The following is a 25,136-nucleotide window of genomic DNA, read 5'->3' as shown; positions in this document are numbered from 1 at the left end:
ACGAAGAGCATCAAATATATTTGTGTTTGATTATAGTCTGTTACCTTCCATATTGGGTGTGAAACAGGCTTATTTCTGTAAGACAGGAGTGATTATATGAAAGTTTTACTAGTTGAAGACGAAGAAATGTTAAATAATATTATCGCCAAACGCCTCCGCGTAGAGTCCATGACAGTAGACTGCTGTTTTGACGGTGAGACCGCATTAGACCATATCAATACATCCAGCTATGATGTTGTTGTAATGGACGTAATGATCCCTAAAATGGATGGTTTCACAGTAGTACAACATTTGCGCCAAGAAGGTAATAAAACACCCGTTTTATTCTTAACAGCGAAAGATGCCCTTCAAGATAAAATCAAAGGTTTTAATCATGGTGGAGATGACTATTTAGTAAAACCTTTTGAATTTGAAGAGTTAATTGCTCGTATCTACGCCTTATCTCGTCGTAGCTACAACCATGCTCACAATGATTTAGAAGCTGGTCCTTTGACAATCAATAGCCAAAGTCGTACCGCTACTTTACATGGCCATGAGTTAGTATTAACAGCCAAAGAATTCGACCTATTATATTATTTAGCAAGTAATGTAAACATCGTATTATCCCGTCAACAAATCCTTGACCATGTATGGGAATATGATTATGAAAGTTATTCTAACTTAATAGATGTATATATTAAAGACTTGCGTAAGAAACTTGACGTAGCCGACGAAGCCAAATTAATTCATACCGTACGAGGTGTTGGCTATGTGTTCAAAGTGGAAGAATAAGGAATCAAATTTGCAGGGAATGGGACACTGGTTTCGTTCCCTCTTTGTCCGCAACGAAAACGGACTCTTAGGCAATCCTTTTAACCGATTGCCCATTACTTTAAAAATCACTGGTTGGTACTCTATCTTTTTGCTCCTTATGTTACTCATGCTATCCGTCTTCATTCTACAATTTACACAATTGTGGGAAGACTCTGAAATGCGTAGTACCTTGCAATCACGAGTTATCAACACAGCCGATAATTTGATGCGTTTTAGACCCTTCCAAGATGGTGTTTTTACGGTACTCTATATGGACAACGGGGTGGCTATTAAAGGGGCTATTCCTGATGGCTTTCCACCAGAAAGTATGCTCTCCCCCCATCACATTACAGAAATAACTGTAAAAAATGCGACCTTCTACTATTATGATGCCCCAGTAGCTGATCCAGCCTTTCACGGTTGGGTTCGTGGTGTGTTACCTGCTACTACAGCAAGCCGTGCTGCCAATATTATGCTCTGGTCACTTATTTTAGGTGGTGTCATCTTCTTAGTAATTGGAACTAGTGGTGGTTACTGGATTATAAAACGAGGCTTACGGCCTATTCGTAATATGACCCAAACAGCGGCTACTATCGGACAAAAACGCGACTTATCACAACGTATTGAACAATTAGTCGATAGTCATGATGAAATTTCAGCCCTATCGCAAACTTTTAATAGCATGCTGGATAGTTTAGAAAACTCCTCACTGCGAGAAAAGCAATTCAGTTCGGATGTATCTCATGAATTGCGAACACCAATTGCTGTTATTCAAGCAGAAAGTGATTTTGGCAGAGCCTATATCAATACTATAGACGAAGCTAAAGAAAGTTTTGAACATATTTTCCAGCAAAGCCGTTTTATGACAGCTATGGTTACGCAATTACTTGATATTGCACGCCTTGATAATATGGCTAACATAAAAAAAGATCCTCTTGATTTAAGTCAAATGATGCAAGAAGTCGTTGATAGCTATCAACGTATCTGTAAGGAAAAACAGATAACCTTACAGGCAAACCTTGAACCAAATCTATCCATAACCGGTAATCTTCCATTTTTAAAACGTGCCGTTGGCAACTTAGTCGATAACGCAATTAAATTCACCAATGATACTATTACAATTGCCTTAGAAAAAGCCGATGAAGCCATTCGCATTATCGTCACTGATAATGGCGCTGGCATCAGCCAAGAAGATTTAGCAAAGATTTGGAATCGCTTATATCAAGTCGATCAGGCTCGTACTAAAAAAGCAGACCAAGGTCTTGGACTGGGACTCTATTTTGTACAAAACATCATAAAGTTACATCATGCCAAAGCCTATGCTGTAAGTGAACCTCATGTGTCAACTAGCTTTATTTTGGAATTTCCTACAACGACCGCTGAGGCCTCTGGAAAGGATTTACCATGAAACATTTAATACAACCCTCTTCTTCTGTTGAAACCACTGATACAGAGCCACCGACGCGACGAATTCGTCGCATACTCTCTATCTTCATTGCAGTCAGTATTATCGGTGCCATCATCTATGGGATTCACGACTACCTAAAGGCAGAAGAACAGGAAAAAGTAGTAGCTGCCCGTTCTGAAATGATAAAAGCACAAGCTCTCGCCAACAATTTAACATTACTCAGCGAAGAACGTATCAAAGAACTAACAGCTATTAATACAGGCGTTTCTTTAAATGAACTCTCCTTTAAAGAAATTGCCCTCATAGCATTTGATGATTTACCAGTCCCTCCGCAAGTCCGCAAAGGTCATGCTCGTCAAAGTAGCACTGATAAAGAGTTGATGAATGATCCTGATAAAATGGTGATTCCTGGCGAAGAAGAAGGTAATGTAGCGTCCTTACCACCACTCAAAATGCCTATTAAAAACGAAGCTACCCATAAATCATCTATAGGAAATCAAGGCCCATTAGTAGACCCAGTACCGGAAGGAACTGTCACCAAAGAAGCAGCTCCTACTACCACAACTAACAAAGCTATGCCGGCTAATGATTTTAGTCGTACACCCCCACAGGAATTTCAAACACATCCTTTCTATCAAATTAAGGCTACACGCTCTGGTTTAACCTATGAATTAATTATTGACGGGGTTAATGGACATATAATTAAATCTATAGTACACTAATATCCTAGGATAATTGACAAGCTATATATATCAAGCGGTTTACTGCCCATTTCGTCCATTAAATAAAATACGAATTTTTCACAAAAAAACTCGATAAATCGCCAAAATGTTCATTTTCCATTCATTTTGGTGGCTTATGATTATATTATCAAATGAATGGTAATTCCGATACCCCATTCGGATTGCCTGTATCATTGATTACAGGGAACTATATCGAATCTGAACCCTCCCTGTTCGGCCGATATAGGTAATCAATATTTCATTTGATTAACACTAACACTCCCCTTACAAGAAAAACAGGAATCCCTCCCCGGATTCCTGTTTTTCTTTATTTTACTATCTTTATTGCCATAAAGGTCCTAAATATAGTAAAATAAAACAATAAATTTAATATTTTCTATATTATATAGTATTTATATAGTGTGCTAGCTTTAGCAATACGCTAGAACTTAGGACAAAGGCTCTATAATTCTATAATATAGTAATAATTATGTACTTACACCAATATGTACTTACACCAATATGTACTTATACTAAAAGGAGGTCTCCTATGGCTCTAATTAATGAAAACTATGCCAATCTACAAAGTTCCTATTTATTTGCTAATATTGCACGTAAAGTGGCGGACTTTCAAAAAGCCAATCCTAAGGCTGACATCATTCGCCTTGGCATTGGCGATGTAACCCAACCACTAGCACCAGCTGTTATCGAAGCTATGCATAAAGCCGTAGACGAAATGAGCCATGCGGAAACCTTCCGTGGTTATGGCCCTGAACAAGGCTATGAGTTCCTACGCCAAGCTGTAGTCGATCACGATTACAAACCCCTTGGCATCGATTTAGCAATTGATGAAGTATTTATTTCTGATGGAGCCAAATCTGATGTGGGCAATATCCAAGAATTATTTAGTGCTAATAATACGGTGGCCATTACTGATCCAGTATATCCCGTATACTTGGACAGTAATGTAATGAGTGGTCGTTCTGGAAAATTTGTAGATGGTCACTTTGAAAATATCGTATATTTACCAACCAATGCAGAAAATAATTTCTCCCCAGACTTTCCTGCCAAACGAGTTGATATCGTTTACCTTTGCTGCCCAAATAATCCAACAGGCACCGTATTAAGTCGTAAACGCCTTAAAGAATGGGTGGATTGGTGCAAAGCTAACGATGCGGTGCTCATGTTCGACTCCGCCTATGAAGCTTTTATTAGTAGTGAAGACACCGTCCATAGTATCTATGAAATTGAAGGCGCTCGTGATGTAGCTATCGAATTCCGCTCCTTCTCTAAAACAGCGGGTTTCACCGGTACTCGCTGTGCCTATACGGTAGTACCAAAAAGCTTAACTATCAACACAGCAGATGGTAATAAACAAGCCTTAAATGAACTTTGGAATCGTCGTCAATGCACAAAATTCAATGGTGTGCCTTATATCATTCAGCGCGCTGCCGAAGCAGTCTATTCAAAAGCAGGTTATAAACAAACACGGGAAGCCATTGCTTACTACAAAGAAAATGCTCGTATCATCCGTGAAGGCCTTGAAGCCATTGGTCTCACCGTATTTGGTGGCGTTGACGCCCCTTATATTTGGCTCAAAGTGCCAACAGGTATGACTAGCTGGGAGTTCTTCGATTTGCTACTAGAAAAAGTGCATATTGTAAGCACCCCTGGTGCAGGTTTTGGGCCTTGTGGCGAAGGCTATTTACGCCTCACTGCCTTTGGTAGTCGTGAAAATACCTTGCGTGCCATCGAGCGTATTAAAACCTTAGAAATATAAATTTGAAGTATACATATAAAGAGAGGATTACATGTTTACTGTTGTAAAAAAGTTAGAAATTAGTGCATCACATCAATTAAAATTAACCTATAAAAGTAAGTGTCAAAATTTACATGGCCATAACTGGATTGTACACATCTATGCACGCAGTGCTGAACTTGATGAAAACGGCATGGTTATTGATTTTGGTCACATAAAAGAAGCTATTCATGGTCGCCTTGATCATAAACATGTCAATGATATTATGGGCGATATTAATCCAACAGCTGAAAACATGGCTAAATGGATTGCTGACGAATTAGGTGAAAAATGTTTCAAAGTCGTAGTGCAAGAATCTGAAGGGAACGTGGCTATCTATGAACGTGATTGAGCTCTTTAGCTCTATCGAAGGGGAAGGAACTCGTCAAGGTTTTCCCTGTTCCTTTCTCCGCCTTCATGACTGCAATCTCCGCTGTGTATATTGTGATACACTCTACAGCTATGGTGATGATGCAGTCTTTGAAACTCATACCGTAGCAGACATGGCCGATGCTTTAGACGCCTTAGGCAATCGCTATATTACAATTACTGGTGGCGAGCCACTCCTTCAAGCTAAAGAAGTGGAAGAGTTAATTGATCTTCTAAGCACGCGAACAACTCCTTATGGCCCCTACGAGTTCAATATTGAAACCAATGGTAGTATTTTACCGCCTTTTCAACGAGCTAATGTATTTTACACCTTCGATTATAAATGCCCTGACTCAGCGGCGGAAGAACATATGCAGCCAACGCTCTGTGAAGCCCTCTCAGAAAAAGACGTACTCAAATTTGTAGTCAGCTCCTATAGTGATCTACAAAAAATGAAAGAAATCATTACGACTAAACAACCGAAAGGACACATCTTCGTCTCCCCTGTATTCGGTAAAATTGACCCTAAAGAAATTGTGGAGTATCTCCTCACCAATCACTTACAACAAGTACGTTTACAATTACAAATTCATAAATTTATATGGGATCCTGATGCTAAAGGGGTATAACAAAAAACCGTGGCGACCTCAGTTCACACTGAAGTCGCCACGGTTTTTATTTTAACTACTTTATAGTCTACTAATCTGTACTATTTATAATGTTACTAATTTTACTATTACAAACTTATACGATTATATAACAGTACGCTCTTATTCAACATCTAAGTTATACAAACCAGATGGTGTTTCACCAATATTCACAAGAATGCTCTTCTTCTGGCTGTAATGTTCTAAGATAACTTTGTGAGTTTCACGGCCAATACCAGACTGTTTATAGCCACCAAATGGAGCACCAGCTGGAATGCTATTATAGCAGTTAACCCACATACGACCTGTTTCAATAGCACGAGCTACACGAACTGCACGATTGATATCGCGAGTCCATACACCACCGCCAAGACCATAAATGCTGTCATTAGCCATCTTAATTACTTCGTCTTCGCTATGGAATTTAATAACTACTGCAACTGGTCCGAAGATTTCTTCACGAGCTACGCGCATATCATTAGTAGCATCTACAATTAGCGTTGGACGAACGAAACAACCTTTGCCAAATTCACCATCAGTAACTCGTACACCACCGGCTGCAATGCGAGCACCTTCTTGTTTTGCAATCTCTACATATTCAAGAATTTTTTCAGTTTGTGCTTCATAGATTTGAGCCCCTAATTCAGTGCTATCATCCCAAGGCATACCTACTTTAACTTTGTCAAATAACTTAGTTAAATCAGCAACGAATTTGTCATAAATTGTATCTTGTACGAAGATACGGGACCCAGCACAACATACTTGACCTTGGTTAAACAAGATACCAAGCATAGCACCATCTAAAGCCATATCCCATTTTGCATCTTCAAAGAAGATATTAGCAGATTTACCACCTAATTCAAGAGTAGCTGGAATCAAGCGTTCAGAAGCTGCTTTATATACATTAAGACCTACTTCAGTAGAACCAGTGAAGGCCAATTTGTTGAAACCAGGATGATCAAGAATATACTGACCAGAACGGGAACCTTTACCAGTAATAATATTTACAACACCTGGTGGTAAGATTTCTTGGAAAATGTTAGCAAATTCTAACAAGCTAAGTGATGTATGGTTGGATGGTTTAATAACGATTGTACAACCAGCTGCTAATGCAGGCGCAATTTTCCAAGCTGCCATCAAGAATGGGAAGTTCCAAGGAATAACCTGACCAACAACACCAATTGGCTCATTTAAAATAAGAGACAATGTGTTTTCATCAAGCATTGTAGCAGCTCCTTCTTCGGCACGAATCGCACCAGCGAAGTAGCGGAAATGATCGATTGCAAACGGCACGTCTACAGCACGAGTTTCGCGAATTGGCTTACCATTATCATAGGATTCTACCATTGCGAAATGTTCAGCATGTGCTTCTAAGGCATCCGCAATTTTAAGCAAATACTCAGAACGTTCCTGAGGGCTTGTTTTTTTCCAAGTTTCAAATGCTTTAGTAGCTGCTACTACAGCTGCATCTACGTCTTCTTTAGTTGCTTCAGCTGCTTTGGCCAATAACTGACCATCAGCTGGGCTATGTACTTCATATGTGCCACCATCACTAGCTGGCACCCACTTGTTATTAATAAATAAACCGTATTGTTCTCTTAAATTTAAAGACATATTCATTCCTCCTTGTAATAAAACAAGCCTTGGTAAACAATGACTTGTTTAGGTTCTGTAATTATCCATTATCATACTTACGATATGCTAATCAATATGTCACACAAATTAGAAAGCCATACATATCATTTCTATAATATCTATTTTTTTCTATATATTAAGTATACACCCTAAATAGATATTTTTCAATATAGGATGTACAAGTATTTTGTATTCATTGTAAAGATATACATCTTAAATTATCACTTTTATAGTATTTTTGATTATATACAAAAAAACAACGCTTTCCATGTATTCATGTTAAGCGTTGCTTCTTCGATTTCATATTATCTCGCTTATCTTAGTCCCTTGCATATATAGCTTATAAATAATGCGTATATAGCTTGTAAATAAATAGCCGTAACTAACTAGTAACTAATTAAGTAAGTAACTAACAATAACTAATTAAGTAAGTAACTAATAATAACTAATTAAGTAAGTAGCTAATGGCAACTAATATTGCCCGTAACTAAAACAAGATCTTTTATTTATTATTTTCTGCTTCTTCCGCTTCTAGCATAGGTAGCCAAGCGCCGTAGCCTTCTGCCACCATATCGTCCGCTTTAATAAAGCGCAAAGATTTACTATTAATACAATAGCGCAAGCCACCTAATTCTGCCTTGCCATCTGTAAATACATGACCCAAATGGGAGTCGCCATGAGCACTACGCACTTCAACACGAGGACGGCCTATAATAGAATCATCGTCTTTATAGTCAACGGCATTCGCCACGATTGGTCGTGAAAAAGCAGGCCAACCACAGCCGGAGTTATATTTATGAGCAGACATAAACAATGGCTCACCACTGACAATATCTACATAAATACCTCGTTCAAAGTGGTCATCATATTCCCCTGTGAACGGTGCTTCGGTAGCACTCTCTTGCGTAATAGCATAAGCATCATCGCCAATACGTGCTTTCAAAGCATCTGCATCTTCTTTCACATAAGCTGGCAAGCCTACAAGTGGTTCATCCGCTTTGTGCAAAGATACGTGGCAATAGCCATCAGGATTTTTATCTAAATAATCTTGATGATATGTTTCCGCATCAAAGAATTGCTCTAAAGGCTTTACTTCAATGGCAAATTTACCTTCTGGGTCTACATGTTTAAACAAACGCTCTACTTTTGCCTTATCCGCTTCATCAGTATAATACACGCCTGTGCGGTATTGAACGCCTACATCGCCACCTTGTTTATTAACAGAATAAGGATCTACAATGCGCAATAAATGAAGTAAAATCTCTTCTAACGTAATGATGTGGCGATCATATTCTAACTTAACAGTTTCTGCATGACCAGTGTCTTCCTTGCAAACCTGCTCATAAGTAGGCGCTTCTGTTTTACCATTCGCATAGCCTACTTCAGTTGCCACAATCCCTTTAACTCGTTTAAAGTAACCTTCTACACCCCAGAAGCAGCCACCAGCCACATAAATGGTACGTTTATCACCATATACAGTTTGTACATTCATATAACAAACCCTCTCTTTCATAGAACTCTCTCTCAATGTATTAATATAAGCTACTTTACCAATATTTTATACTGAAAAATAACCTACCATTAATATTCATTAGATATACATAGATATATCTCTATATATTATATCATACTACATATATAGGATAAAATATAATTTTAAAAAGCATCAGCAGATTTTACACGCCGTTGATATACTTGATAAGCTACAAACATTAGCAACGTCCCTGTTACTAAAAATACATATTGAATCCCCAATAAAGTAGTAACACCACTAGCAAATAAAGGACCTACCATCGAACCGAACTGATTAGCAGTCGTGGTCATCCCAAACACACGCCCCCTAAAAGCTGGTTCTGTATAATGAGCTACAGCTGCACTCAATAGAGGATTAACGCCCACAATAAAACAGCCCACTAAAATTTGTAAACTCCCAAACCAGGTAATTCCTAATGGCATACTTTGTAAGAATAAAAATAAGCCCGTACCACAAAGAGCATAACAAACGGCTTTAAAATAACCTTTGCGCTGACCAAAAGCAGCCCACAAATTAGTAGTTACCGCCCCAGCTAAGCCACCAATACTTAAAATCATCCCTGATAATAAGGCCGCTCCTTCCATAGTGCCCTGTAACTGACCTACATAAAGAGCTAGAATTGGTTGCAACATTAAAATAGCTGACTGCATAATAAAGAACAACCACAACAAATCCGTTAACACTTTGCGCTGTTTCACAAACTGCCAATCTTCACGGAACGAACTCGTTGTAACAGTAGCCTCTTCGGTCACTTTTGGTTCTTTTACAAAGAAAAATACCACAGCACTGGCAATAAATAAAACAATCCCAGCAATAAAGAATACGGGACGCATGCCAACAGCCGCTTCAATCAAACCCCCTAAGGATGGTCCAATTACGTTACCAACAATCAAACCCGTCTGAAAAATCCCTAAGGCCGTTCCTGTTTTTTCTTTAGCCACACTGAGGGATACCATCGTCATCGCTGCCGGCATAAAACCATTAGCAAAGCCCATAAGTGCTCTAGTAGCTAATAACTGCCAAGCATCTTGTACAAAGCCAGTTAAAATATAGGCAATGCCGATAAAAATGCCGGCCCTGATTGCCATTATTTTTTTCCCGCGAGTATCCGCCATGCGCCCCCAAATAGGCGCCATAACACCAGCTACAAAAAAAGTAATTGAAAATACAACCCCAGACCATAGAGCGACCCGATCGTGTTCTACCCCTAATTCTAATAAATAAACTGGTAAAAAAGGGACCAGCATGGTGTAGCATATAGATAAACCTGTCATACAGACTGTTAAAATCCAAACATTTCGCATACCACCATTAGATTCTGCCATACGATTCCTTCTTTCTTCTAAAAGTACGCAAAAGCCCCTTGAAGTATATCCAAGGAGCTTACAACGCTACAACTTACAACATGTCTTATTCTTTTTGTTCACGCCCAGTAAGTTGGGCAATCATCTTATACAATAACCGATACATAGTTTCAAACTCGTCCTGCGTTAACTCCACTATGTTAGCCATAGCTTGAGGCACATGGGCTACTCGTTTTTGTAAGGCACGACCTTCCTCAGTAATTGAGATAATAACAGTCCGCTCATCTTCTTTAGAACGAGTACGTGTTAAAAAGCCCTTTGCTTCCATTTTACGCAATAAAGGGGTTAAAGTACCGGAATCTAAATATAAGTATTCACCAAGGGATTTAACGTTCAAATGACTATGTTCCCACAGAACCATCATGACAATATACTGCGTATATGTCAAATTTAATGGCTCTAGTAATGGCTGATAGGCTCGAACAATCTCCTTAGCACAGGCATATAAAGGAAAGCATAATTGATTCCTTAACGCCAATTCATCTATATTTTTTTCTATCAAAGTTATCTCCTCGTCTCAATTAATTAGCTTACAATATAATTCTATACAACTATACTAGCACTGTCAAGTTAATATCCCTTGTAATTAATGAACTAGAAAAGAAAAACGCCCTTCAAGTTTCACTCAAAGGCGCGTCTAACCATAAAGTTTTATACAGATGCATGAGCTGCTACATCAGCCGTTGTAGTATCGTCTTCACCCGTTTCAGAAGCATCCTTATCAGCCATGGCCTGTGTAGCAACGGCCACTTCAACCTCATCAGCTTCATCATCTGTAGGAACGTCGAATTTCTTATCTAACACATCTTGCAATGTTAATTTTTCCATATACTCTTTAAACTGTGCTTGCATATGCTCCCATAAAGGCAAGGTCATACAGGTCTTGCTACGGGGACATTGATTGACTTCATCTTCCAAACAAGCAACTAAAGCGATGGAATCTTCAGCAGCCCGCAAAATATCATACACTGTATAATCTTTAGGTTCCATAGATAAACGGTATCCACCATATTTACCACGAACACTCTTAACATATCCAGCGGCACTTAGACGTGCTACAATACCTTCTAAATATTTATCAGAAATACGCTGACGTTCCGCAATTTCACGGATTGAAACGTTTTTCTTCTTACCATTTTCTGCTAGGTCAACTAATACGCGTAAAGCATAACGACCCTTAGTTGATATTTTCATCTCTCATATACCTCTTTCACAGTAGGAATTACTAAATTCATTATAACACAGTATTTTCCCCTATCATAGAGGGGAATTAAAAACTTCCTGAATCTAGTAGATTTTATACAGTTACCTTGCAAAAAAACAGTCCTTAATGAAGAATTTATAGGATCTCACTATATTTTAATTAGCACTACATATTAATAGTTATTTTTAATAAATTTAAATAATATAATTAACTCTCCACAATTCCTATAGACCATGATACAATAGGGATGAAATTATTTCTATACCATCTATTAGGAGGTTATTATGTTAGAAAAATTGTTTGCCCTCAAAGAGCGCAACACAACGGTGAAAGGTGAGATTATCGCCGGCTTAACTACCTTTATCACCATGGCGTACATCCTATTTCTAGCGCCTAATCTACTTAGCATTGCTGGCATGGACAAAGATGCAGTTCTCATCGCTACAGCCTTAGGTGGCGGCCTAGTTACCATAGCTATGGGGGTTCTCGTTAACTATCCAATCTGTTTGGCCCCAGGCGTTGGACTACTCGCCTTTTATACCTTTACCGTTGTACTAGGTATGGGCATTGCTTGGCAAACAGCCTTAGGTGCCGTATTTATTTCAGGTCTAGTCTTCTTGTTCTTAACACTGACTACTGTGCGCCAACATATCGTAGAAGGCATTCCTGCCGCCATGAAAATCGCGATTACTGTCGGTATCGGCCTATTCATTACCATCATCGGTTTAAAATTATCTGGTCTTATGACCGTAACACTATCCTTGTCACCAGATAGTCTTGCCCAAGTTGTGGCTACGCAAGGTCATTCCACACCAGGTTCCTCTGAAACAATCCTAACCTTAGGCAATCTTATGGATCCACAAGTAGCATTAGCTCTTTTTGGTCTTATTTTTACCGCCCTCTTAATGGCGCGCAATGTACAAGGGGCTTTCATTATCGGCGCTGTAGTGACTAGTATTTTAGCCTATGTAACAGGGAATGCTCAGCTCCCTGAAAACTTCTCTATTATGGCCATTCCAGATTTCAGCAAAGCAGCTTTCTTTGAACTCGACATTGCCAGTGCCATGCATCTTGGCCTAGTAACTATTATCTTCTCTTTCACCTTTGTAGAATTATTCGACTCCATGGGGACCCTAATTGGTACTGCTACTAAAGCGGGTATTGCCAATCCAAAAGAAGGTAAATTCCCTGGTCTTGGCAAAGCCATGACGGTTGATGCTGTAGGCGTTAGCTTTGGGGCCTTACTCGGGGCTAGTACCATTACAGCATTCGTAGAAAGTGCGGCTGGCGTAGGTGCAGGTGGTCGTACAGGCTTAACAGCGGTTACCTGTGGCGTGCTATTCCTCTTAGCCTTGCTCTTTGCACCACTTATTACCCTCGTACCAAACTGTGCGACAGCTCCAATTTTAATCTTAGTCGGGGCCCTTATGATGGAACCAATTCGCGACATCGATTTCTCCGATTGGACCGAAGCCTTCCCATCCTTCATGGTTATCGCCTTAATGCCTTTCACCTACAGCATTGCTAATGGTGTAGCGGCAGGCTTAATCATGTACCCACTTCTTAAAATTATCGCTGGTCGTACTAAAGAAGTACACTGGATTATGTACCCACTAGCAATCATCGTATTAATTCGCTACATTTGGTACTAATTTAATAATAATCTAAACTATTAACAAAAAAGGTTGTAATAACTATGCACGTACATAGAAGTTACAACCTTTTTTTTATTCAGCTTTATTTTATTCATCAGAGGCGGTCCGTCGCAGTATCGCCGCCCGCCCTCTAGTGATAGGGTTTCAACACTGGATACTCAGTTCCACCCATCTAGCAACTTTACTATAGCAAAACCTATATCAAATGTAAAGCCATCACCCAATATTCGACTGTACTTACTTACTATCTGATATATCTACAATGTCCTTAAAACCAACTATCAAAGTCAACACAAAGCTTAATCCAAAAGCGAGACCCAAGGCTATTACATACCAAAGAAATGAAGGCCCCATAAAGACTGGCAAGGTCGTAACAGCGGGAATGGCAAAAGATGCAGCGCTCACCTTGAAAAAGCCTGCCACGGCACCCCCAAGACCACCAGCTACACAGGCACAGACCATAGGCCGTTTCAAACGAAGTGTGACACCAAATACAGCGGGTTCCGTAACCCCTAATAATGCAATAATCCCTGCAGAAAAAGCCTCTGACTTAAATAATGTATTACGTGTCCTCACCGCTACCGCTAATGCAGCGCCCGCTTGGGCAAACATAGCAGAACTAAACAAAGGCATTAAGGTATCAAAGCCGTATACCGCTACATTATTAATTGCAATAGGGAAAAATCCCCACTGCAAACCAAGCATCCCTAAAAACGGCTGTACCGTCCCTACGACTAGCCCGGCTAATAAAGGACTTAAACTATAAATTAATTCATAACCAGTACCCAATAAAGCCCCTAACCAAGTGCCAATGGGTCCTAATACAACAAGTGTAAATGGAGTCATTACAATAATACATAAAGGTGGCGTAAATAGTCCCCGTACCGCTTCAGGAAATAACCCTTCCCCTAATCGTTGAACGTACTGCATGCAGTACACCGCTAATAAAATAGGAATCACGGATGAAGGATACATCACTTGTCCTACTGGCAAGCCGAATAAATCGGGACCTCCCCAATTTGACTGCCCTGTCATACCTTTGACTAACGCTTCTGCTGATTCCATACCACCTGCCGCAGGTGCTTTCATAAGCTGCGTAACATCAGGATATACTAATACACAGGCAAGTAACATAGCTGTAAAGGGATCTACTTGAAAACGCTTAGCCGCTGTATATGCTAAAAATACGGGTATAAAATAGAAAAAAGCATCACTCATAGCATTTAAAATCGCATATGTACTCGTTTCAGGCAATACAAACTGATTCACCATGAGCAGAATAAAAAGGCCTTTTAAAATACCAGTAGATACTAATAACGCTATGATAGGCAAAAATAAAGATGACAATAAGTCAATCGTCCCATTGGCAGCTAATTTAATACGACGGTAAACAGAATATGTGGATGACATAAAAGCTCCTTGAATATATGAAAAATTATATAATTACATTATTAGTATTGCGTACGACCGCTATATAAGTATAACAAAAGGGATACCCTCAGACAATGAGGGTATCCCTTTCTTATTCTACCTCTTGTTCAATAATATTGCGTATCACTGGCTCTAATCGAGATACAATTCCCGTAACCAAAGCATTTCCCATCATAAAATATCTCTTTCTATTTGGCATCGTATCCGTCCAATTAGGTGGAAACATTTGAATTAACTCACATTCCACTGGTGTCAAAATACGATAAGCGTGTAAGCTTTCATCAAATACTATATGAGAGGATCTATTTAAAGTGCCTTCGCTAGTAAGCATTGTTCGAGCTGGTTCATCCATTTTTTCAGGAAAAGCCATCCCACCTTCACTATAAATATACTTATGCCCATTACTAGATGTACGTTCAATCTTCTTTGGTCCTTTTAAATATTGCCATTTTTCTAACTTATCTTCAGAGACTTTATATACTAACAAATCTTCATTATACACTTGTGCCTTTTTTAAAATATTAGACAATGGATAGACAACTTCCATTCTAGCTAACGGCTTTCCATGTATAACATGTCCATTAACCATTATGCCTGTCTCTAAGAATTTTCCGTCCTTGTACCCATTAGAAGTTTCTAAAATAGACTCATATATATTCAAGTCAATATCTTTAGAGATTTCTATGTCCACGACAGGGAAAACTTGATTAAAAATGTTATTTTCTTTTAAATCAAGAACGTTATTTAAAAATTCCTGCGAATACTGTAAATCACGCTTGTGCGCCCAAATGAATACACGGCGCCGTTTCTGAGGCATTCCATACTCGCCTGCATTTAATACGCGCCATTGCACTATATAGCCGAGTTCATCAAACGTTTTTAGCATAATTGCAAAATCTCGACCACGACGACTGGCTGGTGATTTTAAAAGACGATCTACATTCTCTAATAAAACAAATGGGGGCTGTTTTGCCACTAATACATCTTTAATGTCCCAAAATAAAACCCCTTTTTTCCCTTCAATCCCTTGCTCGTTAGATAAAGAGCGTGCTACTGAATAATCTTGACACGGGAATCCACCTACTACTAACGAATGATCTGGAATTTTTCTTTTATCCACTTCATGAATATCAAGATTAGAGTGATTTGCTTCACCAAATCGTGTTACATAACAATTAAAAGCATGTTGTTCCTTAGTAGATGGTTCAAACTGATTAGCCCATACAAATTCCCAAGGACCATTTTCAACAGCTCGCTCTTGCATATCAACCTCTTCGATATGATTCAGCCCTACACGAAATCCTCCAACACCAGCAAACAACTCTGCTACAGTTAGCCTCATTAACTATAATCTCCTTTATAATAAACAAATTATTTCATTAAATAATTTGTTATATATCTTCAATAATCTTTGCAATATAATCATTATTCAACCAGAAACATTGGCAAGTCATTTTATCTCCATTTGGCAAGTCATCCATATCCCTATCATTTCCCATACCATAACGTTTACCGTTAATTACATAAGCACTCTTTTGTGCATGTGGTCGTAAATGAAATATTGTATGTTCTGATTTACTAGGTAAATCATTTTTAATAATTTCTTTACCGGATTTATCTTTAGTTATAGTAAAATTAACTCCAGTTAAAAACTTTTTCTTATATGACTCCCATTCAACTCTACCAATTTCTTCTAATTCTATAATTGGCATATTCCAAAATTTAGCACCTTTTAGAATATATTCACCAGTGTTTGTCTCTTTAAAGACAACAAACAAGAACTTAGTTTCTTGGAAAAAATTATATTCAGCAGACTCCTCAAAGTCTTGCTTAACAAACTCTTTAATCTTTATTTTTGGAAACGACATACTTTCTTTTGGCTTACCATTCTTCTGAACTCTAATTGTTTTAATCTTAATATCTGCTTTTGCAAATTCTTCAGCTTGATCAGTCTGAACCCCAAGCATTCGATTAACTAATAATGTATTAATATGTTTTGGCCGATTACCTTGCGTATATGTAAAACCGAACATGGAATATAATGCGTCTTCAGTGTTACCTACATACTTTTCAATCCGTTCAATAACTTGAGTTTCTAAATCTGCCTTCTGTAAATCAGCTGGTGTAAAAATAGCATCAAAACTCATTTTACGTTTTTTAACATACTGATTTAATACATATGTCATATACGACTGTTTCAAAGAAAATGCACGCCGTTTTGCCGGAATACTATCATTATAATACTGTGGTTGCAAACTACGTTCAGCAGTCGCCCCTTTTGTACAAGCTCCCAAATACTGCGTATCACCTTCGGACAATTCATGGGCTTTACCTGCTATAATCTTCTCAGTAATTCGTTTATAATCATTACGAATAATCTCTAAATCATTCTTACAAATTTCACTATATAAATTGTATAAGTTAACGTACTGAATTCGTTGCTTAGTCCGTGCTTCACCACGAATTCTTTCATACCAAACCATTAAAATATGACTAATTTTTTGTTTTAAATGAGAAGTTTCAAAATCATCCGATATAGGTTCATTATTCGGAATCATTGTAATAACCAAACGTTCGCCCGCTTTATATTGGTTATTTTTATTTATCTCATAAGGTGTAACCTTTAATTCTACGCCGGCTTCAACAAAATCAGCGTCTGAAATACTATTGGGTGAATAAAAATAATAGTGTTCTTCTAATAAATTGCCAAGACCACCTTTACTACGCGGATTATCATAATATTTTACTTTTTCTTCTAATTCTTCACCTCTAAAGATTTTTTGGAGTACATTCTGAAAAGTAATTCCTTCTAATTCTTCTGAATATCTCAAAATGTCTGCCGGATTTGTTTTATCATAAGGTAACTTAGTCACTGTTATCACCATACTTCTCGCAAAAATTGAACGTATGGCTTATTATAACATAAAGTCACCAGTTTTAATTATTCCTTTACTACAAGGTTTTCATTTAATAAGGAAATATTATCCCCTCTCATATACCGAGCATATAATAACGCCAATTCTTCCTGATTATTAACGTCTAGCTCTATACTGAATAAAGCTTTACAGAAAGCCTCATAATCAGAATCCATCATAGTTAATACTTCAGATTTATATTTCATAACATATCCCTCCTTATCTAAAAGTCTACAATATCTATAAGAAAAGATCAAGCCTTATATTTCTATAATCTTTCGAATCTTTTATGCTAATAGGGTTCACTAAAATATTATTCTAAGTAATTGACCTTATCGATAAATCCTTTAATTATTTTAAAATTTATTAAGAATAGTCCTCTACAGCTATGTAACAAATAAGGTAAGAGGAAGGGGAAAAACAATCCAAACATTACAAGCTTATAACCAAAAAAATGTTAACAAATTGTTAACAAAGCATTACTTATTATTGCACAAAATAGCCTTAAACGAGAATAACATGCGGACATAAAAAGACCCCTATATCCTAGTCAATAACTAGCTTTATAGGGGTTTTGACTTTTATTGAATATTATCAAGTAAAAGCCGTATTAGATGGCGGAGAGGGTGGGATTCGAACCCACGGCCCCTTGCGGAGTCACTGGTTTTCAAGACCAGCTCCTTAAACCACTCGGACACCTCTCCATATTTAATTATTACCCTACTATATTACCTTGTTTTGACCAACAAATCAAGTCCTTAAGCTTTAAAATACAAAAGAAAACTATTTAGTCGCAAATACACCACATTTAGGCGCCTTCCTTCTAATCGTTTTATGACATAATTTATATATGTAATTAATACGCCATAATACAATCATTGCGAGGTGACCTAAGTGGACAAAGATATAGATATAAAAAAGCGGGCTGTAATTAAACAAATCGGCGCACGCATTGCCTACTATCGAACCTTGCGCGGTTTAACGCAAGACGAGCTAGCCAGTAAAGCCTCTATCAGTCCTGGAGCTCTTGGTCGCATTGAACGAGGCAAATACAACGACAATGTATCCATTGCAATGCTAGTCCATATTGCTACAGGATTACAAATCGAAGTAGGTATGCTGTTAAACCTCAGCGAAAAAGATCAACAAATATGTTTAGAGTCTATACAGACATGATTCTGTACAGGCTCTTTTTTATTAGCTTTTCTTTATTCTGCAAGTGGCCTACGGTATAATATATATTAAATTATCTTATTTTTCTCCCCCATTTCACCAACAAAGGAGTTCCTATGAAACACACATTGCTCAAACGAATCATAACTGCTACCCTCATTGGTAGCACGTTCACCATATACACAACACCAACTATGTACGCAGCCGATCCAGTCAGTGCCTATGTAGCTAGCAAAGTATTGCCTGACATGCCCACGATTAACCCTATTAAAGCAGCAGGCAAACTGTTAGGTCTTGTCAGCGATTCTGATAATGATATCAAAAAAGGCAAAAAAGTAAATAAAAACTATAAATTCAAAGCTACTAAAGTAGTTAATGGTACGCAAACCTTTAAAAAGAGTCTTACTAATACCAAACACAATGAAAATGTAATACTCGTGCAAAAAACAGGTCACGCCAAATTAAAAGGGGCTACCCTTTCTAAAACAGGTAATGCGGATAACGAAGGCATTGCTCTTTGGCGTGGCCAAAATGCAGCCCTCTTAGTAGCCCCTTATAGCCAAGCGACTATAACCAATAGCACATTACGTACCAATGGACAAGGATCTGCCGCCTTAGTCGGCAGTGGTCAAGATGTTAAAATACAAGCCACGGGCATCACGTTGCGAACTGATGGACGCGTTTCACCAGGCTTATCTTTAGCTTATGGTGCCGTAGCCACCATAAAACAAAGTGCCATTACTACGTATGGCGATCGTAGCCCCGCTTTACTCATCGGCAGTAAAGCTAAGAGCGAATTAATAGCCGCCACACTCCAACTCACTACCAACGGTTTCAATAGTCCTCTCATTTCAACAACAGGAACTATGAAATTAACGGGCCTAACTGGCGAAGCGCGCCACAGTGCCTTAGGTGTATTAGAAGGAGCTACCAAAGTGAACCTAACGCAAGCAAGCCTGACTGGTGCTGACGGTTTCAACTTATATTTCAGTGACCTTAATACCGCTGATGACGGCACAACTCAATTAACAATTCAAAACAGTACCCTTACCAATACGGGACGAACACCATTTTTCACAGTATCTAACACAAAGGGCCAAATTAAGCTACAACAAGTAGACTTACACGCACCACATAGTGACACCATATTAGAGGCTAAAGCCAATGAATGGGGTCGTAATGGTAAAAACGGCGGTCAAGTTAAACTCACTGCCAACAAACAAAGTCTCAATGGGCATATCAAAGCAGACAATGTTAGCACTGTAGAGATTAAATTAAATCAAGGCTCTACTCTAACCGGGGCAATTAATCCTAATCACACAGCCAAGAAGGCCAGCCTCTTTCTCAGCAAAGACTCTATTTGGAATGTTACGGCCGATTCCTATTTAACCGACCTGCACAATGAGGACACTACTAACAGCAATATCCACGCCAATGGATATACTGTAAAAATAATCAAATAATCTTATTTAATTATATTTTATACTTCTATATATCTATATTCTTGTTTTTTCTATATTTTTTTGCCTCTGTATTACACTTTTTCATATCTAACATACGTTTCTTATGGTTTCTTATTACCTAGCAATATGCTATAATGCCCTTGAACATTACTGGGGAAAGGAAAATATATATATGAAATTTATACATACATATTTAAGCCCTGTAAAATGGGCTTTTTTTGCAGCCTGTATATTATCACTTATACATGTAGTCAGCGCACTCATCGTGCCAACATTAACAGCTGACATTATCAACCAAGGGGTATTGCATGGCGATTTAGACACAATCAGCGCTCTTAGTATATCTATGCTGGGAGCCTCCTTACTAACTGTCGTTGCTTCTATTAGTGCCGTTTACATGAGCTCACATATTGCTGCTAGTGTCAGCCTTCGTCTACGCCAACAGTTAGTGCAAGCCTTACAAGACTTTTCACTCACAGACTTTTCAAAATATGGAACGGGTACCTTACTAATGCGTGCCACTCGTGATGTAGAAAAAATTCAATCTGTTTTGGCGGAAGGCATTAACATGATTCTGCCTATGCCACTCATGATTCTCGTTGGTCTAGGCTTAACTTTTTACAAAAGTTTCGAATTAGGTCTTGTGATTTTAAGCTTGATGGTAATCATGGTGGCCATTATGGCCTTCTTACAGCAAAAAGCACTGCCTATTGTAAAATCAGTCCAACAACAATTAGACTATATTACCGATCTAGTTCGTGACCATATGATCGGGATGGCCGTTATTCGAGCGTTTAACCGTAGCAATGACGAACAATCACGTGAAAAATCTGCATTTAGCAATATTGCGCGCTCATCAGCCCGCCTATCACGCACCTATGCGATTGGTTTACCAAGTATTCTTATTATCTTTAATATGAGTACGGTCGTTATTCTTTGGCTCGGTGGTTACCAAATTAGTGCTGGTAATATTCAAATCGGTGATATTATGGCTATCATCGAATATGCAACGCTCATTTTGCTCAACCTATTAATGGCGGTCTTTGTTCTATTAGACGTGCCTGAAGCAATTATTTGTTATCAACGGGTGCAAGAGTTATTCACCCATCCACTCACGCCATATACTAAAACAGAGCAAGAACCTAGTATTCATGAGAGTTCGGCTTCTAATTTAAATTCACCAGTTTTAGAGTTTCGCAATGTTACGTTCCGCTACGACAATGCAGAAGAAGCGGCGTTACACAACATTTCATTCACCTTACAAGCTGGTGAAACCTTAGCTATTATGGGTGATATTGGCTCTGGCAAAAGTACCATTGCTAAATTAATCCTGGGACTCTATCCAATTGAATCTGGCGATATTTTATTCCAAGGGCAATCTATTTTTGAGCAGCCTATACATACTGTGCGAGCTCAAATCGGCTATGTACCACAAAAAGCCTATTTATTTACTGGCTCTATTGCTATGAACTTAGAATACGGCATTCATGGTACCAAGCCATCTGAAAATTCCCCTAATACTACGTCGACCTTATCATTAGCTGATATGGAACGAGCTTGTAAACTAGCAGGGGCTCACGAATTTATCAGCCGTTTTAATGATGGCTATGAACATCAATTATCACAAGGGGGCACCAATTTATCTGGTGGTCAACGCCAACGACTAGCTATGGCAAGAGCACTCATTCGTCAACCAAACTTACTTATCTTTGACGATAGTTTCTCTGCCTTAGACGGTATTACTGAGCAACAAGTTCGCAAAGCTGTGGCTCATGAAATTGCAGACTTCCCACAACGAGCCTTTATTTCCATCGAGCAAAAAGTAAGTGCCGCTCGCAAAGCGAATAAAATTCTCGTTATTAATCAAGGCTGTGCGGTCGGTCTAGGAACTCATGATGAGCTCGTAGAAAACTGCCCAATTTATCAACAAATTGTGGCCTCTCAGGAGGTGGCCCTATGACATTATTCAGACGTTTTCTCTATGAATCAAAATCACAATGGGGCTGGCTGATTGCAATTATTTTTGCCCTTATTTTGGCCGCTTGTTTTGAAATTATTGCCCCTAAACTACTGGGCCAAATCGTAGATGCGATTGTTCAAGGCTTGCGTAGTAATCAAGATATTTCTTATATTATCGACAATACTACCGATACCATTCTCATGCTAATCATTCTATATAGTGGTCATTCTATATTTACCTATGTAGGCGAATATATTATTGCTGGTGTAGCGGAAAACATGGTATTAAATTTGCGTAATCGAGTGAGCGAATATCTCTATCGATTACCTATGTCCTATTTCAACAATCATAATCGTGGCGATTTATTAAGCCGAATTACTAGCGATTTAGACTCCATTAGTGAAACCCTTCGAGAAGGTATTCCTGGGTTAATTTCATCATTCATTGGCATCATCGGCGCCCTTGCTATGATGCTTTGGATTAGCCCCTTACTGGCTAGCATTATCATCGGTATTATCGTTTTAGGTATCATTGGCTTAGTGATTACCTCAAAAAAAGCTCGCACCATCTATCTTCATAATCAAGAAGCGCTGGGTGCTGTTAATAGTGGTGTTGAAGAACTAATATCAGGCAAACAAATTGTACAAGCCTTCAATTTAGAAACAGTCACTTCCGATAATCTAAACCAACTAAACCGTAACTTATTTACACACGAAAGACGCTCTGGTTTTATGGGGCAAATTATTATGCCTCTAGTAAACTTTATCAACCAGATAGGCTATGTATTAGTCGCTATTCAAGGTGGCTTACTTGTATTGCGTGGTCAAATATCACTAGGTGATATTCAAGCCTTTTTCCTCTATGTAACACAAGTTTCCGATCCAATCTCACGTAGCTCCTACATCTTAACCAAATTTCAAGAAACCCAAGCTGCGTTAGGACGAATTTATGAAATTCTTGATCAAACACCAGAAGAAGATTCTGGTGCCAACACTTCATTTGAAACGACAACCCAATCAGATGCACTGAAAGGGACTATCGAGTTTCAAAATGTAAGCTTTGGCTATAGTCCTGACAAGTTATTAATGAATGAGGTCAACTTTACAATTCCTGGCGGTCATGTTGTCGCTATTGTAGGTCCTACTGGGGCAGGTAAAACAACGATTGTTAACTTGCTTATGCGCTTCTACGAAATTAATGGTGGTTCAATCACAATTGATGGTGTAGATATTCGGGACCTCAGCCGTAAAACGCTCCACCAGTTAGTAGGAATGGTTCTACAAGACACTTGGATTTTTACAGGAACCATTGCGGATAATATTGCATACGGCAAACCAGAAGCAACACGTGAGGAAATCGTTGCTGTTGCGAAACTTGCCATGGCTGACCATTTTATCCGCACCTTGCCACAAGGTTATGATACGGTACTGAAAAATGGAGCCGATGACCTATCGCAAGGCCAACGACAATTATTAACAATTGCCCGTGCCTTTTTAGCAAACCCTCGTATTCTCATACTCGACGAGGCTACGGCTAACGTAGATACACGCACCGAAGTAGAGGTGCAAAAAGCCATGCAACAATTATTACGTGGCCGAACAGGCATCGTTATTGCCCATCGCCTATCAACTATTCGTGATGCTGATTTATTACTTGTAGTTAACCAAGGTCAAATTGTAGAACAAGGTACACACCAAGAACTGTTGGCTAAAGGTGGCTACTATACAACGTTATATGAAAACTATGCTAAAGGTATGAGTGTGTAGCGCTAATATGCGTGATTCTAAAATATAAAATACAAAATACATAAACCCCAATATATACATCATATGCTTAACCTTTATATATAACAGTCTATAAAAAATATCCTCTTGCCTATCAAATTCTAGCTCTCTGCTAAAATTGATGGCTTGAGGATATTTTTATATTTACTATCTAGTATGTTCCAACTTAAGTTGATCTATATTCTCTATTTTATCTTGTTAACGGATTTTTCCTTCTTATTTATCATTCCGTTATTATTTACTTCTCTTTTCTTTTTTATGTTTTTATGTTTTTATGTTTTTATATTTTTTATGTTTTTTATATTTCTTTGTATTTTTTTGTATTTCTTTGCTTGTATTTGTATTTATTTGATTTTATTGGTGTTTCTTTATATCTCTTTGCTATTTCTTTACCGACTTTTTGCGGTTTCTTTGACTGTTTCTTTGCCCTTTTTCTTGCACGCTTGCTTATCGCTAGCATAAAAAGCACTCAAAGTAATGATTTCCTTTAATATCCTCGGTATATGCAATTCTCACAACAAATTATAGCTTTATCCCATTCCTTTACTTCCGGAACCGAACTAGGCTTTAAACACCTATCTATAACAGCATTAATATCATAACATTCACTATCTTCAATTGTTGAATTAAAATATGGACAGTACCACTCTTTTATTTCACCCATTTTCAAAACACCCCTATTTATTATATATTCTAGCAAAGTTATTTTTATATTAATTTGATATTAATTGTCCATCTGATACAAATAATACTGTAGTTTTATTTTTATACGCAACCTTATTTCTTAGATATTCTTTCTTAAAATCAGCCCTCTATACCAAATAACTTACCAAACTCTCGCGTCCAAAAAAAAGGATCAACCATCAAATGGGTATAAGACTAACACCGGTGGAATACTTCAATCCACGCTCCCCGAAAGAGGAGCGACACGCATTCTTTCTTTAAGCGACACGCATTCTTTCTTTAAGCGGTACCCACTCTGTTTACTTCAATCCGCGCTCCCCGAAAGAGGAGCGACCAGCAGGCGGAGGCAAACCAGATAAATGGGACAACACTTCAATCCACACTCCCCAAAAGAGGAGCGACTGTAGCCAGTGCAGAGGCCAAATTAAGAGCGGACACTTCAATCCACGCCCCCCGAATAAGGAGCGACTAGCGTATCAACAATTGGCGTTAAGAGAAACGAAACTTCAATCCACGCCCCCCGAATAAGGAGCGACTAGCACAAGGATTTATATTGCCCGTGCCACAAGTAACTTCAATCCACGCCCCCCGAATAAGG

General features: G+C 38.4%; 19 protein-coding genes, 1 tRNA gene and 1 pseudogene. 11 read left to right on the top strand and 10 right to left on the bottom strand.

What is annotated here, in order from left to right:
- Positions 1 to 96 precede the first annotated feature (96 nt).
- The 6 genes from NFR27_RS07445 (at position 97) to NFR27_RS07420 (ending at position 5,718) form a co-directional block, all read left to right on the top strand.
- On the top strand, positions 97 to 771 hold the full coding sequence (locus NFR27_RS07445) for a response regulator transcription factor (protein ID WP_115310675.1): 675 nt from the start codon (positions 97 to 99) through the stop codon (positions 769 to 771).
- Entirely contained in the window at positions 749 to 2,200 is a 1,452-nt protein-coding gene (locus NFR27_RS07440; protein WP_251454954.1) for a sensor histidine kinase, read from the top strand. The genes NFR27_RS07445 and NFR27_RS07440 overlap by 23 nt, the downstream gene beginning before the upstream one ends.
- The gene (locus NFR27_RS07435; protein WP_251454951.1) at positions 2,197 to 2,922 is read left to right on the top strand and encodes a hypothetical protein; all 726 of its coding nucleotides are present in this window, start codon (positions 2,197 to 2,199) and stop codon (positions 2,920 to 2,922) included. Before NFR27_RS07440 ends, NFR27_RS07435 begins: the two co-directional genes overlap by 4 nt.
- Before the next feature lie 550 nt (positions 2,923 to 3,472).
- A complete protein-coding gene (locus NFR27_RS07430) occupies positions 3,473 to 4,702 on the top strand; it encodes an LL-diaminopimelate aminotransferase (protein ID WP_251442119.1) in 1,230 nt (409 codons plus the stop codon).
- Between the two features lie 31 nt (positions 4,703 to 4,733).
- The gene (queD, locus tag NFR27_RS07425) at positions 4,734 to 5,072 is read left to right on the top strand and encodes a 6-carboxytetrahydropterin synthase QueD (RefSeq protein ID WP_115310671.1); all 339 of its coding nucleotides are present in this window, start codon (positions 4,734 to 4,736) and stop codon (positions 5,070 to 5,072) included.
- Positions 5,059 to 5,718, top strand: a complete 660-nt coding sequence (locus NFR27_RS07420; protein WP_251442107.1) for a radical SAM protein — start codon at positions 5,059 to 5,061, stop codon at positions 5,716 to 5,718. The genes queD and NFR27_RS07420 overlap by 14 nt, the downstream gene beginning before the upstream one ends.
- Before the next feature lie 141 nt (positions 5,719 to 5,859).
- Here NFR27_RS07420 and NFR27_RS07415 read toward each other — a convergent pair whose 3' ends face one another.
- From NFR27_RS07415 to NFR27_RS07395, 5 genes and pseudogenes are all read right to left on the bottom strand, one after another.
- On the bottom strand, positions 5,860 to 7,350 hold the full coding sequence (locus NFR27_RS07415; RefSeq protein ID WP_251442105.1) for an aldehyde dehydrogenase family protein: 1,491 nt from the start codon (positions 7,348 to 7,350) through the stop codon (positions 5,860 to 5,862).
- A 523-nt stretch (positions 7,351 to 7,873) separates the two neighbouring features.
- Entirely contained in the window at positions 7,874 to 8,863 is a 990-nt protein-coding gene (gene msrA / locus NFR27_RS07410) for a peptide-methionine (S)-S-oxide reductase MsrA (protein ID WP_251442102.1), read from the bottom strand.
- A gap of 164 nt (positions 8,864 to 9,027) precedes the next feature.
- On the bottom strand, positions 9,028 to 10,230 hold the full coding sequence (locus NFR27_RS07405) for an MFS transporter (RefSeq protein ID WP_251442096.1): 1,203 nt from the start codon (positions 10,228 to 10,230) through the stop codon (positions 9,028 to 9,030).
- Between the two features lie 85 nt (positions 10,231 to 10,315).
- The gene (locus tag NFR27_RS07400) at positions 10,316 to 10,771 is read right to left on the bottom strand and encodes a MarR family winged helix-turn-helix transcriptional regulator (RefSeq protein WP_251442091.1); all 456 of its coding nucleotides are present in this window, start codon (positions 10,769 to 10,771) and stop codon (positions 10,316 to 10,318) included.
- A 269-nt stretch (positions 10,772 to 11,040) separates the two neighbouring features.
- Positions 11,041 to 11,463: pseudogene (locus NFR27_RS07395) on the bottom strand (RrF2 family transcriptional regulator); the annotation flags it as partial.
- Positions 11,464 to 11,757: 294 nt separating this feature from the next.
- Here NFR27_RS07395 and NFR27_RS07390 point away from each other — a divergent pair.
- Positions 11,758 to 13,125 (top strand): NCS2 family permease, encoded by a 1,368-nt coding sequence (locus NFR27_RS07390; protein WP_251442085.1) that lies wholly within the window; start codon positions 11,758 to 11,760, stop codon positions 13,123 to 13,125.
- A 240-nt stretch (positions 13,126 to 13,365) separates the two neighbouring features.
- Here NFR27_RS07390 and NFR27_RS07385 read toward each other — a convergent pair whose 3' ends face one another.
- The 5 genes from NFR27_RS07385 to NFR27_RS07365 all read right to left on the bottom strand — a co-directional run bounded on the left by NFR27_RS07385 (position 13,366) and on the right by NFR27_RS07365 (position 18,178).
- Positions 13,366 to 14,538 carry a PTS transporter subunit EIIC gene (locus NFR27_RS07385; protein WP_251442082.1) on the bottom strand — a complete coding sequence of 391 codons (1,173 nt, stop codon included), beginning with the start codon at positions 14,536 to 14,538 and terminating at the stop codon, positions 13,366 to 13,368.
- A 112-nt stretch (positions 14,539 to 14,650) separates the two neighbouring features.
- Positions 14,651 to 15,901: a DNA (cytosine-5-)-methyltransferase gene (gene dcm / locus NFR27_RS07380; RefSeq protein ID WP_251442079.1), complete on the bottom strand. Its 1,251-nt coding sequence runs from the start codon at positions 15,899 to 15,901 to the stop codon at positions 14,651 to 14,653.
- A 49-nt stretch (positions 15,902 to 15,950) separates the two neighbouring features.
- The gene (locus tag NFR27_RS07375) at positions 15,951 to 17,444 is read right to left on the bottom strand and encodes a Sau3AI family type II restriction endonuclease (RefSeq protein ID WP_251442076.1); all 1,494 of its coding nucleotides are present in this window, start codon (positions 17,442 to 17,444) and stop codon (positions 15,951 to 15,953) included.
- Between the two features lie 56 nt (positions 17,445 to 17,500).
- Entirely contained in the window at positions 17,501 to 17,680 is a 180-nt protein-coding gene (locus tag NFR27_RS07370) for a hypothetical protein (protein WP_251442073.1), read from the bottom strand.
- 409 nt (positions 17,681 to 18,089) lie between these two features.
- Positions 18,090 to 18,178, bottom strand: a tRNA-Ser gene (locus tag NFR27_RS07365).
- Between the two features lie 190 nt (positions 18,179 to 18,368).
- On the opposite strand from NFR27_RS07365, the gene NFR27_RS07360 reads away from it, so the two are divergent.
- From NFR27_RS07360 to NFR27_RS07345, 4 genes are all read left to right on the top strand, one after another.
- The gene (locus NFR27_RS07360) at positions 18,369 to 18,650 is read left to right on the top strand and encodes a helix-turn-helix domain-containing protein (protein WP_251442070.1); all 282 of its coding nucleotides are present in this window, start codon (positions 18,369 to 18,371) and stop codon (positions 18,648 to 18,650) included.
- A 113-nt stretch (positions 18,651 to 18,763) separates the two neighbouring features.
- On the top strand, positions 18,764 to 20,110 hold the full coding sequence (locus tag NFR27_RS07355) for a hypothetical protein (protein WP_251442066.1): 1,347 nt from the start codon (positions 18,764 to 18,766) through the stop codon (positions 20,108 to 20,110).
- A gap of 172 nt (positions 20,111 to 20,282) precedes the next feature.
- Complete coding sequence (locus NFR27_RS07350) at positions 20,283 to 22,070, top strand: ABC transporter ATP-binding protein (protein WP_251442063.1); 1,788 nt, start codon at positions 20,283 to 20,285, stop codon at positions 22,068 to 22,070.
- Positions 22,067 to 23,836: an ABC transporter ATP-binding protein gene (locus NFR27_RS07345; RefSeq protein ID WP_251442060.1), complete on the top strand. Its 1,770-nt coding sequence runs from the start codon at positions 22,067 to 22,069 to the stop codon at positions 23,834 to 23,836. Before NFR27_RS07350 ends, NFR27_RS07345 begins: the two co-directional genes overlap by 4 nt.
- Positions 23,837 to 25,136 lie beyond the last annotated feature (1,300 nt).

This window comes from Veillonella intestinalis, assembly GCF_943192895.1.
Classification (GTDB): domain Bacteria; phylum Bacillota; class Negativicutes; order Veillonellales; family Veillonellaceae; genus Veillonella_A; species Veillonella_A intestinalis.
This window is presented reverse-complemented; position numbering and strand designations above follow the sequence as displayed.